At 38.8% G+C, this 17,731-nt stretch carries 14 protein-coding genes and 1 tRNA gene; 9 read left to right on the top strand and 6 right to left on the bottom strand.

All coding sequences use genetic code 11. From position 1 onward, the window contains the following. Positions 1-234: 234 nt before the first annotated feature. Entirely contained in the window at positions 235-444 is a 210-nt protein-coding gene (locus tag RS893_RS18535; protein ID WP_315786663.1) for a hypothetical protein, read from the bottom strand. Between the two features lie 636 nt (positions 445-1,080). Then, positions 1,081-1,164: transfer RNA gene (locus RS893_RS18530), tRNA-Leu, on the bottom strand. A 641-nt stretch (positions 1,165-1,805) separates the two neighbouring features. Between RS893_RS18530 and RS893_RS18525 the strand changes: the two genes are divergently transcribed. Together RS893_RS18525 and RS893_RS18520 are read left to right on the top strand one after the other, a co-directional pair. Beyond that, positions 1,806-3,122 carry a serine hydrolase gene (locus RS893_RS18525; RefSeq protein WP_315792021.1) on the top strand — a complete coding sequence of 439 codons (1,317 nt, stop codon included), beginning with the start codon at positions 1,806-1,808 and terminating at the stop codon, positions 3,120-3,122. A gap of 280 nt (positions 3,123-3,402) precedes the next feature. Continuing rightward, positions 3,403-3,750: an antibiotic biosynthesis monooxygenase gene (locus tag RS893_RS18520; RefSeq protein WP_315786660.1), complete on the top strand. Its 348-nt coding sequence runs from the start codon at positions 3,403-3,405 to the stop codon at positions 3,748-3,750. Positions 3,751-4,014: 264 nt separating this feature from the next. On the opposite strand, the gene RS893_RS18515 is transcribed toward RS893_RS18520, so the two are convergent. Continuing rightward, positions 4,015-4,221 (bottom strand): hypothetical protein, encoded by a 207-nt coding sequence (locus RS893_RS18515; RefSeq protein ID WP_315786657.1) that lies wholly within the window; start codon positions 4,219-4,221, stop codon positions 4,015-4,017. Between the two features lie 345 nt (positions 4,222-4,566). Between RS893_RS18515 and RS893_RS18510 the strand changes: the two genes are divergently transcribed. The 4 genes from RS893_RS18510 to RS893_RS18495 all read left to right on the top strand — a co-directional run bounded on the left by RS893_RS18510 (position 4,567) and on the right by RS893_RS18495 (position 9,460). Then, entirely contained in the window at positions 4,567-5,160 is a 594-nt protein-coding gene (locus RS893_RS18510; protein WP_315786654.1) for a hypothetical protein, read from the top strand. Between the two features lie 220 nt (positions 5,161-5,380). Beyond that, complete coding sequence (locus RS893_RS18505) at positions 5,381-7,207, top strand: penicillin-binding protein 2 (RefSeq protein WP_315786651.1); 1,827 nt, start codon at positions 5,381-5,383, stop codon at positions 7,205-7,207. Positions 7,208-7,548: 341 nt separating this feature from the next. Continuing rightward, positions 7,549-8,658, top strand: coding sequence for an iron-containing redox enzyme family protein (locus tag RS893_RS18500; protein ID WP_315786648.1), 1,110 nt, complete (start codon positions 7,549-7,551; stop codon positions 8,656-8,658). A gap of 106 nt (positions 8,659-8,764) precedes the next feature. Beyond that, positions 8,765-9,460: a class I SAM-dependent methyltransferase gene (locus RS893_RS18495; RefSeq protein ID WP_315786645.1), complete on the top strand. Its 696-nt coding sequence runs from the start codon at positions 8,765-8,767 to the stop codon at positions 9,458-9,460. 131 nt (positions 9,461-9,591) lie between these two features. Here RS893_RS18495 and RS893_RS18490 read toward each other — a convergent pair whose 3' ends face one another. After that, entirely contained in the window at positions 9,592-9,834 is a 243-nt protein-coding gene (locus RS893_RS18490) for a hypothetical protein (protein ID WP_315786642.1), read from the bottom strand. Positions 9,835-10,411: 577 nt separating this feature from the next. On the opposite strand from RS893_RS18490, the gene RS893_RS18485 reads away from it, so the two are divergent. Continuing rightward, a complete protein-coding gene (locus RS893_RS18485) occupies positions 10,412-11,317 on the top strand; it encodes a hypothetical protein (protein ID WP_315786639.1) in 906 nt (301 codons plus the stop codon). 103 nt (positions 11,318-11,420) lie between these two features. Here RS893_RS18485 and RS893_RS18480 read toward each other — a convergent pair whose 3' ends face one another. Next, positions 11,421-12,077, bottom strand: coding sequence for a DUF3386 domain-containing protein (locus RS893_RS18480; RefSeq protein ID WP_315786636.1), 657 nt, complete (start codon positions 12,075-12,077; stop codon positions 11,421-11,423). A gap of 107 nt (positions 12,078-12,184) precedes the next feature. Between RS893_RS18480 and RS893_RS18475 the strand changes: the two genes are divergently transcribed. Then, positions 12,185-12,856: a LuxR C-terminal-related transcriptional regulator gene (locus RS893_RS18475; RefSeq protein WP_315786633.1), complete on the top strand. Its 672-nt coding sequence runs from the start codon at positions 12,185-12,187 to the stop codon at positions 12,854-12,856. 110 nt (positions 12,857-12,966) lie between these two features. Here RS893_RS18475 and RS893_RS18470 read toward each other — a convergent pair whose 3' ends face one another. Further along, a complete protein-coding gene (locus tag RS893_RS18470) occupies positions 12,967-14,478 on the bottom strand; it encodes an AAA-like domain-containing protein (protein ID WP_315786630.1) in 1,512 nt (503 codons plus the stop codon). A gap of 857 nt (positions 14,479-15,335) precedes the next feature. Here RS893_RS18470 and RS893_RS18465 point away from each other — a divergent pair. After that, a complete protein-coding gene (locus tag RS893_RS18465) occupies positions 15,336-17,726 on the top strand; it encodes a response regulator (RefSeq protein WP_315786627.1) in 2,391 nt (796 codons plus the stop codon). Positions 17,727-17,731: the final 5 nt, after the last annotated feature.

The raw sequence follows: 17,731 nt of genomic DNA, 5'->3' as shown, positions 1-17,731 counted from the left end.
ATTAAATGAATTCCATAAGTCAAAAAATATATTCTTTATGTAAAAACTATTACTTATGCAATGACAACAATATTTTGGGTGGATACACTAGCTGTCTTATGGATTTTGTCATAGGTAATTTATCTTAACCGGTAATTTTTCTTGTCGAGCAAAATTTCAACTACTTGATTATCGGTACTGTGCTAGTGAAATAACTGTCACTTGGTAGCGTAAAACTAACAGCTTTATTTTTTATCATCCTAGAAAAAGCCCAAAAAAAAGGGGGAAGCTAAAATTTTCTTCCCCCGTTCCCTGATTGTTCTTTTTATTAGTTTCTTTGTCTGTCTTCAGCCTGTGCCTTAGCATTTGCTGCTGTTTCTTCAGTTGTCGTTTTCTTGCTGAGCCGCCTTTACCTTTATGATTTCTGCCCTGACGTCGAGGAGACTCCCATCTTTTTAGTCTCATAGTGATTGTCCTTTGAGTTAGCTATAAATCCAATATTTGGATTACAAAACCAAGATGTTAGTTGTGATGTTTCTATAACTTAGGTTAACAGTTTGTATTACTATATATATTGTAATTCATTTTTATCTAATGTGTTAAATTAATAATCAAAGTTTTTAGACTAAAAATATACTGTTTTGCTGAAATATATAAAGCGAGAAATATCAGTAGTCAACAAGCTAAAAGCAGTTATATATATCTTGGATTGGGTTATTACATGAAGTTTACTTATGCCGACTCTTTAATTCGGAGAGAATTACACAGTCAATTTTAAATACCCAAATCAAAGTGTAAAATGTTACACATGCTCTAAAATTATAGTAAAGAATACATATTTGTTATCTGCCATAAGCAGTATTCATAATTTTGCAGGCATAACCCGGAAAAAAGCTATAAATTTAGGCTAGGATTATGGGTTGATCTGAATAATTAACTAATCTCAGATAAGATTTATGAATAGTATGTCAATTAATTGACACTCTATGGTGGTGCAAAAACACCTTTCTATAGGGTAAAATTTTCAATAAACTATACTTTCACAAATAGCTACTACAACATCTATCCGTAGCGATGATTTATTGACTGTAACTACAATAGTGGGCAGGAGGAGAATCGAACTCCTATGAGCGCAAGCTCGCCACATTTTGAGTGTGGTGCGTCTACCAGTTTCGCCACCCGCCCTTAATTTGCAACTTTATCATTATACTATATTTTTTGATTTTGCAACAAGTTTTGCAAATTTTTTGTGTTGAGATGTTGTACAGCACAAATACTGACCTGAGCAGCTTTAGTAGGGATTATTGAAATAGTTTCATCAAACCTACATCCTCTATTTTTGAAAAAGTCGAGGATTTTGTCTTTCACGACTGCTAGTGATTGGCTTGGAATTAAAAGTTTGGTAGTATAAAAAATTTGCCAAAAAAGTTTTGGGGAAATCCAAATTTAAAGTTTTCTTAAAATTTTAAAAATACTGATATGATGTCTACATGCTAATAAAATGAATAAGCAGTTTCACGTAAATTTCATATCGTTGGTTTTTATGCAAAATTAAACGTGCGATCGCAATCAACGTTGCAAAGTAGAGCCTATTGACCAAGCTTAGGATTTCCCAAGATAGTAAATTTTGCTATTTGACAACTTTCGTTGCAGGTGTTAAAAGTCTTTCTTAAAAAAATAGGAACTATTTAATTATTTAACCGTCTTAATTTGGCTCATAAAAAGGCTACTAACTCTTTTAGATTTTTCGGATAATACTGAGATTTATTCCGGATCTACTGAGATAAATCTGAAAATCTGTGCAAGTAAATTATATGAATAACAAGATGAGATTACGCTTTTTATTACTTAGCGTTGTCAGTATTGTGCTGCTATCTTCTCCAATCAAAGCAGCTCGATTGCAATCTTGGAGCTTTGATCAGGCGCGCAATCAACTACATTTAACTACTGATTCTGGAGTTCAACCAAGAGCTTTTTTAATTAAAAATCCCACAAGACTTGTACTAGATTTACCTGGAACTAATCTCAATCGTGATACAGTTCGCCAAAGATTTGGGTCAGCCATCAAAGAAATTCGGATTGGACAGGTTGACTCGAAAACTACCAGAATGGTAATTGAATTAGCACCAGGTTATACAGTTTCTCCAGATAAATTACTGATCAAAGGAGATTCTTCCTCTCACTGGATAGTAAACTTTTCATCAATTGAACGTGTAACTGCTAACAATTCATTTGAGCAAGGTGCAAGCAACAAGTCTAACGAAGAACAATTTCCCATCCAGATTGGTGATGCTTCTTCTTTTGTAGGAGGAATTCGTTTAGGTAAAGATATATCTCAGTTAAATACTCAAGTTAAAGCATTAATGGCTCGCTACAGCTATCTTCAACCTGGGATGTTCTTTCTAGATCTAGATACAGGTAACTATCTAGATTTGAATGGAGAAAAGATATTTCCTGCTGCTAGTACCATTAAATTTCCTATTTTGGTGGCTTTGTTTGAGGAAGTAGACGCAGGTAGAATCAAACTGAATGAAACTTTGGTCATGCGACGTGACTTGATGACTGGAGGGTCGGGAACATTACAGTACAAACGCCCAGGAACTAAACTGAGTCTTTTAGAAACCGCTACTAAGATGATTACCATCAGTGACAATACTGCAACCAATATGATTATTGATCGTTTGGGTGGTAAAGCGAAATTAAATCAGCGGTTTCAGAGTTGGGGACTGCAAAATACAGTTATTCGTAATTTATTGGGTGACTTTAAGGGAACTAACACAACTAGTGCAAAAGACTTAGTGAGACTAGGTGCTTTGCTAACTAATAATCAATTGTTAAGTGACACAAGTCGTTCCAAGGCTTTAGATATTATGCGTCGTGTAGAGAACAGAAGTTTATTACCAGCAGGTCTTGGTAAAGGTGCGGTAATAGCTCACAAAACAGGTACACTTGGGATTATTCTTGGAGATGCAGGTATTATTCAAACATCAACAGGTAAGCGCTACCTAGCTGGTATCATGGTTCGCAGACCCTTTGGTGATAAAAGAGCAAAGTCTTTTATTAATCAAGTTTCCCGACTAGTCTATAGCTACATAGAACAAAACAGCATTAACGCATCTAGTATTCCACCACAGCAACTTTAACAGTTATCAGTTATCAGTTATCACTTAATTGTTTACTATATGCCTGATAACTCTTTTAAAGACGCACAAATAATGTGCGTCCTTATCTTTTGTAGGTTAGTTTGGTAATCTTCAATTCAAAATAAAAAATAAAAAAAGGAAAGTCGAGGTACACCAAACCTATAAACTGCAACAAGCAGAAAAAACCCTTAGAGGAGTCCAAAGTCGATAGTCAAGTGTCAAGTGTCTAAAATTTTCACTATTGACTATTGACCAATTACTATGTTGCGAAGGAGAAAAAATGTCAGACTTTCAAGATTTTCTCAGACATCAATACGTCTATGTAGCGACGGGAGAGTTTAAACCAGGTAAGTTTGAAGAAGCCAAGCAACTTTATGAACAAGCTGTCTCAATGTATACTAAAGGCTTTCAAAAAGCATATCTCTTGCAGCAACCAGGAACTGACAAAGGTATCGCAATCATTTTTTGGGAAAATATCGGTGATATGGAAGCTAATCACAGCGAAGCTTACCAAAATATCTTAAAAAAGATGAGCCACTTGTTTGCTCATGCTCCTGCCACCTCTTATTATGAACTTGTTTGCGAAATTCAACCAGCTTTAGATCAACAGATTCAAGTTCAATCATAAAGGGGTTTAGTGCTAGCAACTTTTGTAAACAGCGATCGCTTTCATCTTTGGGCTATATTTTTGGCTATGGTGGGCGATCGTTTGTTCATTTTAACTTTTAGATATGCAAACTAAAAACAAAAAATTTTGAGTAACGCAAGCTAAAGCTTAGCCTTACTCAACTAAATCGTTCATTCTCTTGGCAGCAGAGAATGAATTATCAGTGTAGTGATGTAGTGAGGAGCGAAGTCAAACGCCCTTAATGAACTAACGTGATACTACCAGCTAGGGAGTAGTAGCAGGAGTAGCAGGAGTAGTGGTAGTGGTAGCGGGTGTAGTAGCGCCAGGTGCAGGTGCAGTGGTTGCGCCAGTATCAGCGGGTTCACCTGGAGTAGTAGTGGTAGTGTTGGGAGTCTCATTACCACCTTCGCAAGCTCCAAGAGCAGCAGCTAGACCAAGTAAGAGAGCAAAACCAAAGATTTTTATTTTCATAACTCCTCTGTCACCAAATGCGGCAAAAACTATTTTAGGCCTGTTGAATAAGATACCGCATTTGTTGCTTAATTTTAATAATTTTTAGATTATATCTTTATAAAGATGATTTTCTTAGTTTTTAGTCTACTTTAAATACTAGCACTAGAGCATATAGATTTTACTGTTAAACAGACAACTTAGCTGTAATTTCTAACTGCACTACAACGATTATATTTTTTTGATAAAGTATGGCACTATACCAGATAAAGAGATTTTTGACAATCTCTTGCTCTTGCTATTTTGCATTGCCATACTTAGATGCGATATTAGCTACTGGATATTAATATATTTCCAAAAAAATTTATGGCTGTTGCTCGCAAATCAGATGTTTTTACAAAGCGTAGTTGGTTCCAGCGAAATTCTCTGAGAACAAAAAATTCTTCCACACTCAAGCACTCTAGTTCAGTAGGAATGATCGCAGACAAAACCTTATCTCCTCCAGTTTCTTCTAGAAGATACAGGCGCTCGTCTGCCACAATACCAGTATCCACTTCGACACCTGTCCCAGATTTAAACCAACAAGGAACAACTCCGGTTTGGTTGTTACGCTTGTATGCCATACATCGCCATTCAGGAATTATGGCGTTTGTGTTAGTAGCAACAACACTGGTCATTTATGGTTGGACGGTATATTCTCAACAACTTTGGAGTCAGTCGTATCGCAAACTGCAAACCTTACAGCGCGATGAACGACAGTTAACGACAACTATCGAAGTATTAAAAAACAAAATGGCTCAGGAAGCACAAACACCAGCAGCAGGACTCGTATCACCATCTCCCGCATCGGCAATTTTTTTGCCTCCAGCACCAGAGGATTCTAACTCGTTACCGTCTACCACATCTTCTGAATCCAACTTTCAACTACAACAGCAGAACTCTGCACCCATTGGGTATTAAAGTCAATAGTTTTTGGTTGGTGGTTAGTGGGTGAGGAGTGTGGGGAGTGTGAGGAGTGTGGGGAGTGTGAGGAGTGTGTAGACGCGTAGCGGCTTCCCGTAGGGTGGAGTGTGTAGACACGCAAGTGGCTTCCCGTAGGGTGGAGTAAGTATTAAACAACTACTAACTACTAATGTACAGACGCGAGGAACATCGCGTCTCTACCCACTAACAAAAAAATATGCAAAAATTACCAAGCAGAAGAAGATTGAGAAAGTCTCAGAAGGCAGAATCACTCAAGCGAGAGGGTCAAAGAAAAAGACAAAGGTTTCTACCCTCGTTTAACTTTAATAGCCAACCGCAAACACCCAACATTAAAACTCGGCTTTTGATAGTTTGGGGTGTATTAGTTATTGCCGGATTAGGGCTAGGTATGAATTTGTATAATCTACAAATTGTACAAGGGCCAAAGCTAAAGGAAAAAGCACGAAACCAACAAATGGTAAATTTGCGGCCTTTTGTACCTCGTCGTCAAGTAATAGACCGCAATCGAGCCGTACTGGCTATCGACCGACCCGTGTATACTGTTTACGCCCATCCCAAATTATTTAGCAAATCTAATCAAGAAATTGCAAAATTACTAGCTCCAATTGTAGACAAGGATGTTACTGAATTAAAGAATAAATTTGACAATAAAAAAAGTGGTATTTTACTGGCATCGGCAATGCCTGAAGAAATAGCCAATCGTATTTTTGCATTGCGCCTCAATGGTTTAGAGTTGATTCAAAAATACTCTCGATTTTATCCACAACAAGATTTAGTAGCGGAAGTAGTGGGGTATGTTAATCTTGACCGTCGGGGTCAGGCAGGTGTGGAATATAGTCAGGAAAAGTTACTTGAACGTTCCATCCAAGCAGTACGGTTGAGTCGAACTGGTAACGGTTCTTTGATGCCAGATTATGCTCCGGATGGTTTTCCCTATTCTGATGATCTACAACTACAATTGACTATTGATAGCCGCTTGCAACGAATTGCTCGCACTGCACTCAAACAACAGATGGACAAGTACAGTGCCAAGCGGGGGGCGGTAATTGTTATGGATGCTTGGGATGGTTCCTTATTGGCATTAGCTTCTTTGCCTACCTATAATCCCAATGAGTATTCCAAAGCTGATATTTCGCTGTTTAAAAACTGGACTGTAGCAGATCTCTATGAACCCGGTTCTACGTTTAAACCTCTCAATGTAGCGATCGCTCTGGAAAATGGTGTTATTACAGCCAATGATACTTTTAATGACCCTGGTTATATTCAAGTAGGCGATCGCACGATCAAAAATGCTGAAAACAAAAGTTACGGACGTATTAATATTGCCCAGATTCTCCAACATTCCAGTAACATCGGCATGGTGCAGATTATCCAACGTTTGCAGCCTTCTATCTACTACGGTTGGTTAGAAAAACTAGGACTAGGACAAGCTGTGTCTACAGACTTACCCTTTGTTGTAGCCAGTCAACTCAAAAGTCAAGAAAAATTTATTAACTTACCGATTGAACCAGCAACAACTTCCTTTGGTCAAGGCTTTTCCTTAACACCGTTGCAACTGGTACAAATGCACGGAGCTTTAGCTAATGGTGGTAAATTAGTCACACCCCATGTAATTAAGGGTCTGGTTGATAGCAAAAATCAGATGCACTATACACCAACCAGGCCCGCACCACGGCAAATTTTTTCACCTGTCACTGCCCAACAAGTAGTAGAAATGATGGAAACTGTTGTTGCTGACGGCAGTGGCAAAGCATCACAAATTCCAGGTTATCGCATTGCTGGTAAAACTGGTACAGCCCAAAAAGCTAGTAGTTCTGGTGGTTATATTAGTGGTGCGAGAATCACTAGCTTTGTAGGCATATTGCCAGTAGATGCACCCAGGTATGTAGTACTAGCCTTAGTAGATGAACCAAAAGGTGCAAATGCATATGGTAGTACTGTCGCCGCACCAATTGTCAAATCAGTCATGGAAGCATTAATTACCATAGAACAACTCCCACCAAGCCAGACAATTAAACAGTGAACAGTTAACAGTTAACAGTGATATTATGTTCGCTTGAATACTTATGCTGTCGCGTAGGCTAGTAATAGGTAATGGGTAATGGGAAAAACCAATTACCAATGACACCCAAACAAGCATAATATCGTAAGCAATTAGCCGAACTTGATATGAGTTATAAAATTTGAAAACTGATAACTGATAAGTGATAACTGAACCACTCCCCCTTGAGTAGAATATTTGAACTACTACTTTATATTTTCTTTATGACCGCAGAGAGAGGTACACAAAGCTACAAAATGAGAACCTAAGTATGTATATGAAGTGTGAATTATCCGCACTGATGGCAAAGCTATAAATCATCTATGCAGAGCAAGTTAGTTAAATTTCCTCTCGCTTTTGTAGTGGGAGAATTTGATCATGTAGGGGTAATAAAAGGTACTAATTATCAAGCTGCTGAACAGCAATTAACACAACTGTTAGCAATAGATAATTTAGACAAAAAACTGGAGAAAGAACCCTCACTCAGGAGTGAGTTTGAAGATGCACTTTCTATAGCAATTAGTGCAGCTTACCAAAATGCTTCTGGTGATGATGCAGCTCATCGCTTTCTCCAACGTATACTATACAGAATAAATCGCTTAAATTTATTTTGGTATGATGATTTACGGCATTATACGAATGAGCGATCGCTCTATTTATATCAAGTACGCAATCAAATAGAAGCAGCTTGGCAAGAGTGGGAAATTGCTCAAATCGACGTAGTAGGATTGCAACAACTGGATGTGAAGCAAGCACTCATTGACCGTGCAGCTGAAGATTTAGATCCCCCACTGTCTCCAGAAAGCCGTTATCTTCGTGAACAAATGAGTAAGGCTGGCTATCAGCATTTGTTGGCGATTGGTTCATTTGACGGCCTAGTTGAAGGTAGTCGCCTTTCCCGCATCCTTGGTGGTGCTGCCAATGAAGTGCAATGTACACTTGTGCGGGTACTTCTAGAAGAGTATGGCAATGGTCGCTTCTCTCGCAAGCATTCGACGTTTTTCGCTCAAATGCTTAATGAGTTTGGCATGAACACCGAACCAGAAGCATATTTTGACTTAGTACCTTGGCAAGTACTAGCTTGTGCCAACCACAACTTTTTGATGACAGAATGCAAGCGTCATTATCTGCGTTACGCTGGTGGACTAACTTATTTTGAAGTGGCTGGCCCTGCGGCTTACAGAAATTATCTGACAGCAGCCCAACGACTGGGATTATCTGACGCAGCAATGGGTTATTGGGAACTGCATATCCGTGAGGATGAACGTCATGGTCGCTGGATGTTAGATGATGTGGCATTACCTTTAGCAGATATGTACCCTAATCATGCGTGGGAAATAGTCTTAGGGTACGACCAAGAAAAAATCATGAGCGATCGCGCTGCTAAAGCTGTTGTACAAGCCATCCGTCAAGCAGAGGAAACAGCTTCTTAAACTTCACCTTTGCGAAAACTCATAATACTTTCAATCAAATTTTTGCAAGTAGGTAAAGCATACGCCTTACCTACAACTACTCTATTGCACATACTCTTCTACTCCAATGAAAGACATATTTTTTTGCCCAGAAGAATCTAACTTCTACTCAAATTGCTTAGAAAATTTTGCTCTTAGAAATTGCCAAAAATCCGAATGTATTGTTGAGTTTGGCTCAGGAGATGGTAGTCCGGTCATCAATTCTTTATTAAGAAATAAATTCGATGGTCTCATACAGGGATTTGAATTAAATACCTCTGCTTGGAAAGCAGCCAATTTAACCATTGACGAATATAATCTTGGTCACAAATACGTCATTCACAACTCATGTTTATTTGAGTCTTCTCAACCACAAGCCGAGTATCTTGTTGCCAATCCGCCCTATATTCCTGCACCAGATAATGATATTTACATGCCCTTATTATTTGGTGGTGTAGATGGAGCTAGTATTACTAATAATCTTTTATCACTCGGCTATGAAAATGTTGTACTGTTAATCTCAAGCTTTTCCAATCCCAAAAGTACAATTGACCATGCCAAAGATAACGGTTATTGTGTGAGTAGTTTTCTGATTTTACCCTTACAATTTGGCTACTATAGCTCTGAACCCAAAGTCAAAAAACACATCGAAGAATTACGCAAACACAAAATGGCCTTTTACTCTGGCAATTATTACTTCTTAGCTGGGGTTTTATTTAAAAAATGTCAAGAAGTTAAAGTTGATTTATCTGATGAGTTAGTACAAGCAATGACAAGCTTATAAACAAGGCAGATGGCACAAGGAAAGGAAAAGGTATTTTCATGCGTGCTGGCGTAGGTAGTTCATGGGAGTGTTGGCGAGTAGAGATGAATGATTTAGTGTAGACGAATGCAGCATGGCTTGACGATTTCTAACTACTGATCTGCTGCTCTAGTTTCAATTGGCGCACGTTTAATCTCTCCTTCACAATAACCTAGTTCGTACATGCTGGCAGCTTGAGAATTTTCTTGTGGTGGCACTTTAGGTTGTCCAACCCAAGCATCAGATTTTCCTAAATTAAACCAATCTTCATCAGTCATCCCAGAGCCAGATTTATTCTCACTTGTTGTTTTTGTTTGGGTATTTCTATTTCTATAAGGCATGTCAGTTTCTTTCATAACTATCCCAAAGCGCTACAAACAGCGTTTGTATATTACGCTATTACCATAATGACAATAGTCCTGGTCATACATTACCTCTTCCGCAAGTATGAAAGCCTCTGTAGTTTTTTATTTTCTCTTATAAATTCCTTATATGATTCTTATGTATTTACTGTAAATTTACTATGGGATTTTTAACATTATATATCTTCTAATTCAATAATTAGTTGGTATAAATGTTTATGATTCCTAAATGTTAGGCTGTGTAGCAAGCATGTCATTCACAATTTTGACATGCTGTGTAAATCATTTGCGGTTATCAAGTATTTTCTTTGAGATTTATATTCGCCAACGATTTTTATCTTGTGTAAAGGCATTAATATAGGATGCTTTTTCAAAAACTATATTAGAGATGATTCATAAAGTAAACCTTAAATTACAGGGTGCGTTAAAGCAGTTCGTAACCTATCGCCACGCCAGTGGTGGGTTACGGCTAATTCTGACACAGCCGTAACCCACGCTACTTAATATTTACTTTATAAATGACCTCTTAGGATTGCTTAAAATTAAAACTACCTAAAATACAAGAGGCAATATGACAACAAAAAGTCTTTATCAAAAACTGTTGTTAAAATTGCAGCGTAGGTTTTTCTATTATTTAAACTTGGCAATAAAAAAGCCTGATTATATTTTCATGTTTTGCTTTACCCGTATTCATCTTATACGTTATTTTGTGCAATTTCTTTTCAAAGAAAAAACGATAATAAAATATGAAGGTAATTCTGTTTTTGCAGATATTGAAGTAAATCATATTGTTGATACCCTCAAACAAGAGGGTATATATTTGGGTCTTAACTTACCCGAATATCTTTTAAAGGAAATAATAGACTGCTCTAAAAATATAACTTACTTCGGTAATGCTAATTTACAATTCAGTTTTTCTCTTACTGACAAACAAAAAGCAGAAAAGAAACACGGAAAAGACTTTATAACTGGTTATAATTTTGATATATCTTCACTTTGTCCGGCTGTCAAAAAACTGGAAAATGACCCAAAATTATGGTCAATTGCCACTAAATACTTTGAAAAAAAACCTACAAATGTTATAAGCAAAATTTGGTGGACGTTTCCTCAAAAAAAAGAAGTGGAGGAGCGTGTCAAAGGTTTTTTTTGCTTCCATTATGACTTGGAAGACTATTGGTGTCTAAAATTTATGTTTTATTTAACAAATGTTGATCTACATAGTGGTCCTCATGTCTGTGTTAAAAGTAGCCATAAGAGAAAAAAGCTTAGCCATCAGTTTTCCTTACTCAGAGAAACAGATGACAACGATATTATTAGCTATTATGGCTCGGAAAATGTTATCACTATTTGCGAACAAGCAGGAGTTGGATTTGTAGAAGATCCATTTTGTTTTCATAAGGGAACTATTCCTATTCAAAGAAATAGATTAATCTTAGAAGTAAAATTTACCCTGCATAATTATGAAACAATACCATAACTAGATAAACAACTAAACTCAATGAGTGGGGAATTCAGACCCCCACTCATTGCCTTCTGCCTTCTTCAATTATCTTAAATACAGATACAGTTGATGAAATGACTTAAGCAGCAGCAGGTTCCAACAATTGGATGTTGGAAAAGATGAATTCCTGAACAGAGGGTTGGTCTTTGGTATCGGTGCTGATGAACCGACGATTCAAAATAAAGTAATTACCAACCTTTTCGTATTGATCTTCAAATTCACTCCTACCACCTTTTTGTTCGCCTGTTTGCGGGTCATGGTATACGGAGTCATAAGTGTGAGAGAGGTAGCCTTCTCCAGTGTCATGCACACTAAAGGTATTAATTGTGACAACAACGCCGTGGATATGACGGTGAACGAGGCTGACTATATTATTGCGGACTTTGTATTTATCACCTGCGGACTTACCACCAACGATAATTTCAACAGCGCCTGTCTCATCGGTATCGCCATAGCTAAAAGTATTGGCACCGTGAGTTTCTTCAAAGCTGCGACGGATACGATGAACAGCTATTTCCCAAGCTTGATGATTAATCGCCTGCTTGGCTTGGTCATCTTCTACTTCAAACACTTCTGCTTTGAGATTGGCGGTGACACGAATTTTACCTGTAAATACCTGCCCATCTTGTTTGTAGGTAATATCTGCGGTGTATCCAGGGAAATTATGATCCCAAGTGTAACGGTTCTGGTAGGCAGCGCGGAAGAGTTCTTGAGCAGATACTTGTGTTGCAGTCACTGGTTTCTCCTATATTTGTTAGTTTATGTTAGTTTTTTAGCTTTGCTACTATTAGCTAGCATAGAAGTAATTCTCAAGCCCGCCTAGTCCCCAAGTGGGTACACTCTATGGTTAGTTCTCTCCACAGTTTACTTGATGCGATCGCCAAAGCTAATAATGAACAAGAACTACGCCTCGCTGTGATGAACACAGTCGGCAAACATTTTGGTGTCGAACGTTGGGGTTTATATCTCTGTGATGATCTGTCTACAGCAGAAAACGTTGAGGTACACAAGATTCCGGAGGTGTGTTTAGAGGGAAATCCAGTCGGACGCTATGTGGTTGAACGCCATGCACCCACCCATGAACAACTGATTTTAGCCCCCGGAGACTGGCAAGATATTTGCCCACGCCAAGATCACGCCCACGTTATGAGTGGGCCGATTGTTTGTGATGGTCGTCTGGTAGGAACCCTCAACCTCGCCCGCGCTGACGGTCATCCTCCTTTTGACGCCAACGATTTAGCTGACTTGAGTGCTTTGTGTTTACATTTGTCAGCCAAACTTGCGACTTTGAGGGCGAAACCAAAAGCCTTCAATTCCCCCTTGGTTGGTCGCCTGACACCCCGAGAGTTAGAAATTGCTGAGTTGGTAGCCCAGGGGTTAACCAATGGGGAAATTGGGGAAAAGCTTTTTATTACCCAAAATTCGGTGAAGCAAGCGTTGAAAAGAATGTTTCGCAAGCTGGGGGTTTCAGCACGGGCAGAGATGGTGGCGAAGTTACAGGATGTGATTTTATAGTAATTATCCCGGCGATAAGAAATCGCATCCTCACACCAAAATGCGATTGGTGCAATTCTTAATCCCCACTCGGGGATGTTTGCAGTAGTAAGGCGGTGCGAGACAAACAACTAAATTAAACTTGAGGTAAAAGTTTTGTGTCTGGAATTGCTGGAGTGGATAACCCGAAGCCTGCCGTTAGACAAGTGCTTACTAAAGTAAATGCGATACAATTCACGACTGATGCTTATTCCACCATCCGTCTGAAACTTCACCAACCCCATACTCTCTAATTGATGAGCAATCATTGATTCTAGATAAATACTGCGTTCTGAACTGACTAAAGCTGCAAAAGCTTCAGCTAAGTAAGGATTTTCTTGCAGCATAACCAGTAGCCGCCGTAAGTGAGTGCGATAAATACCTACTTCTGTAGCTGCTTGTTGCAACAGTTGCGATAATGAAATTTCTTGACGGCAAAGGTAGTAAAAAGCAATCCGCACTAAGGCTGGATGTCCACCAACCATTGCCATCAATTGTTCAGTTTCCTTGCTCTGCTGCCAACTGAGTCCATGACGTTTTGCCAATTCCTCGATTTGTGAGTGAGTAAATTCAGGTAACTGTAATGGTAGCCCCACGTTGCATGGAGATTGGCACAGATTTAGGGGTATGTAAAACTCTGTAGAGTAAGTCATGACGAGCCTTAGTTTTTGCCATATCTCTTCTTGTTGGGCTTCTTCATGCCAGGAACGTAACAGAGGTATAAATTCTTGAGCTAATTCAGAGTATTCAAAAACTTGGTTTAGTTCATTTAATGCTAAAACCACAGGAGTATCAACAGACTTCAGTAGATAGTTTTTGAAGTATAAGCTACAGCTTACCTTGCTACCAGTTTCTTGATCCCAATATTCATCTAGCTTGGGTTCCAATTTCAGTTGCACAGAGACACTTTTACATAACCATCGTAAGAATCTATCAAGGTTGCTGAGAATGGCGACATCAACTTGATTGAAATTTAAACTGACAATCCGATAACCCAAAGCTTTGGAGCGTGCCAAAATCCTGAACATGAGGGAAGTTTTGCCCATTTCTTTGGGAGCTTTGATGCGAATCACGCATCCTGGTTGAGTGATTTCTCGATAAGCCAGTTCTTCAATTGGAGGACGAGGAATGTAATATATTGAATCTAAAGGTACAGGACCACTAGGATATTTCAGAACAGTAGCCAGAGATTGGTAAATACTACAATCTTTTGTTGAATTTTGTATTTGTCGCCGTTCTGTTTCAACCACATGATGCTGACTAGAATAAATATTTACGTCTTCTTTATCCAAAAGATGAATATAGTCAAGTGATCTATAAAATTCACCACTTTTATCTGAACAAGTGTAATCTTCTTTTCTTAAATCAAGATTAAAGGCACTGAAGCAAAATTTCAAAGTGCGCTGATCTAGTCCAGTAGTCAGAGACCACAAGCGGCTGATAGTTTTTGTAGATACTTTCATCCGCTCACTAAGTTTTTCTTGAGTAAAACGTTCTCCATTGTTTTCTTGTATTTCTGCTAACTCAATCGCAGCTTGTAAACGCTTCAGCCCTACGGCAGTTAAGATGACACCACGAATACGTTTGGTTTTTTGGTTTTCCATATATCTGTAGATAGATGCGTATCTACTTAAATTGATATATCTGTCTAGATTAATTCATTTTTACTTCCACGCTCATTCTAACTTCAACTGCTCTGTTTAGAGAAACTTAAAGTTAAACAATTAATAATCTTAGTTATGATTCAAATTATCAAATTCCCATTCTACAAACTTCCTTATCAAATTCATTTATATCTGATTCATTTAAGATACTCAGATATATCATTAGGGAAAAATAACAATTTCATTGTCAGACAATAAATCAATAATATTTTTCTCTCCTCAAACAATAATCTGTAACTCCAGAACAGCAAATATATTAAACAAATAGATATATTTAGTGTTAAAAACATTATGATTTTTATCCAGCTTTGCTCATTAAATTATCTTTGATTTTTTGCTCTGATATAATATGGCAAATTCATTGGTATTTTTATATCTTCATCATAAGAAAGCTTTATGGTTTATGAAAGAAAGGTAGAGGGCAGTCCAAATGAAACAACTTTCACCACTAAGCATAAAAAAACTCACTCCTAACCCCTCTTCTTAGCAAACAGAGGGGTGTCCTCTCTTGAGAGAGTAATATGATGTTCGGCTAATTACTTATAATTTCTGCATTACCTCACCCGCCTTCGGCACCCTCTGTGCGAGTTCGGAGAGGATTGCGGTGAGGTTCTTCGTTTTTTTACAAGTGTTCATCCGGACATGATATGAGGTTAGTTTCAATTCAGCTTTTTTGCTCGAAATGTATTTATAAATACCAATAAAAATAACTCTGTAGATAGATTCACGTTCGTAGGATTTTTTAGATAAATTGCTAAGGAGTTTTTATATTCCTTATAAGTGAAGGTTAGTCCTTCATGAAAATTTTGTTAGTCGAAGACGATCTATCTATAGGTGAATTTCTCTTAAGCACACTGACTGCCTATCGATATACCGTCGATCTTGCTACGGACGGTGAACTTGGATTGGAATTAGCTATCCAAGGAGAGTACGCCGTCATCGTGCTGGATGTTATGCTTCCCAAACTCGATGGGTTGAGCATATGTCGTAAGTTACGTGAGCAGGGATGCCAAACCCCAATCCTCATGCTAACAGCAAAAGACTCAGACGAGGATGTTGTTGTCGGTTTAGATATGGGAGCAGACGATTATGTCACAAAGCCTTGCGAACCATCTCAGCTGATAGCGCGAATTCGTGCTTTGTTGCGTCGTCAAGCAACTGCAATATCTTCTTCAGTCCTAACATGGGGAAAATTGTGTCTCGATCCAAACTTGATTCAAGTAACTTATCAGCAACAACTTATTACTCTTAGCCCCAAGGAATATAGCTTACTAGAGCTTTTTTTACGGTATCCTCAACGCATTTTCAGCCGTAGCGCCATTATTGATCACCTGTGGTCAATTGATGAATCACCTACAGATGCTGCGGTGACGAACTTGATTAAAGACCTGCGGCGTAAACTAAAAGCAGCAGGCATGATGGAGGAGCTAATTGAGACAGTGTATCGGTTGGGATACCGATTAAAGGTTGCGCCAAACACAGATATACAAGACAAACAAGAGAAAACAGAACCGGAACAAGAGGAGATTAATCTAGAGGCAGAAGGCTTAAAGCTGATTGAGGAGGTAGCACAGGATTTTCAGGCTTCGTTACCAGAAAGAATCGAAGTTTTGGAAAAAGCCGTGCGATCGCTCCAGTTTGACAATTTCGACTCTGGACAACGAGAACGTGTCATTGAAGAAGCACATAGGTTGGCAGGTGGTTTAGGGACGTTTGGCTATACTAGAGGCTCAGAGTTAGCACGGGCCATTGAACACCTATTGAGAGAGAAATCCGAACTTGGTAAGCAAGAATTGAACCAAATTCTGCAACAGATAGCACAGTTACAGCAAGAAATCGAGCAGCCACCAGTCTCTGCTACAATCTCCCAGCCACAAGCGGGAATCATGCCTTTAGTATTGGTGATTGACGATGACCATCTGTTGTGTGAATCACTACGACAAGCCGCACCCATGCGAGGACTGCAAGTCGAGGTTGCTGACAAGTCAACTCCATTGCATCAAATCGCCAACAATCCTCCGAGTGTGATTTTAGTTAGTTTTGATCGTACTTCCATACCAGCGAGGTTAACTTTACTGGAAAAGTTGAAAGTACATTTTCCGGCAATTCCAGTACTTACCCTAGCTGAGGAAGATCGTTTAGACACTCGAATTACCGTTGCTCGTTGGGGAAATGGTCGTTATCTTCTCAAACCCACCACTACAGATGAAATATTTGAGGCGATCGCTAAAATTCTGCCATCACCTACCATCTCCAATGCCAAAGTGATGATTGTTGATGATGACCCAGTAGAACTGAAAACTTTAACAGCTTTGTTGCAACCTTGGGGAGTTCAGGTGACATGTGTTCGCAATCCGCAGCAGTTTTGGCAAGTGCTAATCTCTACCGAACCAGATGTGCTGCTGTTAGATTTGGAAATGCCTACATTTAATGGATTTGAACTGTGTCGGGTTGTGCGACAAGACTCAAGATACGCAGATTTACCCATAATAGTTGTTACTGCTCATACTGATGCTAGCTCTATTGGGCTAGTGTTTGCAGCCGGAGCCGATGAATTTATTGCTAAGCCTGTTGTTGGCCCAGAACTAGTGACTCGTGTGCTAAGTCGGGTTGAACGAACTCGAATGCAACAACAACTGCTACGCTGCCAGCAACAGCAATTGCAAGTATCTCCAAAAGAAACAAAAATTGATTCATTAACTCAAGTGGCAAATCGCCACTATTTTGATCAATTCCTGGAGCGGGAATGGCAACGTCTCATCCACAAACAAAGTTGGCTTTGTTTAATTATTTGTGATATCGATCATTTCCAGGCTTATAATGATCACTACAACTATCAAACTGGAAATACTTGTTTGCAACAAGTAGCCCAAGCGATTTGCCAATGCATTGACCCTAGCCGCGATTTAGTCGCCCGATCTGGTGCAGATGAATTTATGATTGGTTTGCCAGATAAGTCTTTGGATGGTGCATTGCAGGTCGTAGAGCGAATTCAGCAGGCGATCGCTACTGTGCAAATTTCCCATCCCTCCTTGACCACAAATAGCAACATCACCTTAAGTTTCGGTATCACAGGTTCTATACCAACCCCAGAAAAATCTTATAAAAATTTGATTGTGACTGCTAATCAAGCACTTTATACTGCAAAGGCAAGAGGGTGTAATACCTACTGTTTGTATCCTTTGTAAATAAA

The organism is Fischerella sp. JS2 (assembly GCF_032393985.1).
GTDB lineage: Bacteria > Cyanobacteriota > Cyanobacteriia > Cyanobacteriales > Nostocaceae > Fischerella.
Note: the sequence above shows the minus strand (reverse complement) of the source record. Positions and strands in the feature narration are given on the sequence as shown.

What these genes read in the sequence shown, in the direction of transcription:
- RS893_RS18535 (WP_315786663.1), bottom strand. Translation starts at nt 444, where the DNA reads ATGAGACTAAAAAGATGGGAGTCTCCTCGACGTCAGGGCAGAAATCAT.
- RS893_RS18525 (WP_315792021.1), top strand. Translation starts at nt 1,806, where the DNA reads ATGAGATTACGCTTTTTATTACTTAGCGTTGTCAGTATTGTGCTGCTA.
- RS893_RS18520 (WP_315786660.1), top strand. Translation starts at nt 3,403, where the DNA reads ATGTCAGACTTTCAAGATTTTCTCAGACATCAATACGTCTATGTAGCG.
- RS893_RS18515 (WP_315786657.1), bottom strand. Translation starts at nt 4,221, where the DNA reads ATGAAAATAAAAATCTTTGGTTTTGCTCTCTTACTTGGTCTAGCTGCT.
- RS893_RS18510 (WP_315786654.1), top strand. Translation starts at nt 4,567, where the DNA reads ATGGCTGTTGCTCGCAAATCAGATGTTTTTACAAAGCGTAGTTGGTTC.
- RS893_RS18505 (WP_315786651.1), top strand. Translation starts at nt 5,381, where the DNA reads ATGCAAAAATTACCAAGCAGAAGAAGATTGAGAAAGTCTCAGAAGGCA.
- RS893_RS18500 (WP_315786648.1), top strand. Translation starts at nt 7,549, where the DNA reads ATGCAGAGCAAGTTAGTTAAATTTCCTCTCGCTTTTGTAGTGGGAGAA.
- RS893_RS18495 (WP_315786645.1), top strand. Translation starts at nt 8,765, where the DNA reads ATGAAAGACATATTTTTTTGCCCAGAAGAATCTAACTTCTACTCAAAT.
- RS893_RS18490 (WP_315786642.1), bottom strand. Translation starts at nt 9,834, where the DNA reads ATGAAAGAAACTGACATGCCTTATAGAAATAGAAATACCCAAACAAAA.
- RS893_RS18485 (WP_315786639.1), top strand. Translation starts at nt 10,412, where the DNA reads ATGACAACAAAAAGTCTTTATCAAAAACTGTTGTTAAAATTGCAGCGT.
- RS893_RS18475 (WP_315786633.1), top strand. Translation starts at nt 12,185, where the DNA reads ATGGTTAGTTCTCTCCACAGTTTACTTGATGCGATCGCCAAAGCTAAT.
- RS893_RS18470 (WP_315786630.1), bottom strand. Translation starts at nt 14,478, where the DNA reads ATGGAAAACCAAAAAACCAAACGTATTCGTGGTGTCATCTTAACTGCC.
- RS893_RS18465 (WP_315786627.1), top strand. Translation starts at nt 15,336, where the DNA reads ATGAAAATTTTGTTAGTCGAAGACGATCTATCTATAGGTGAATTTCTC.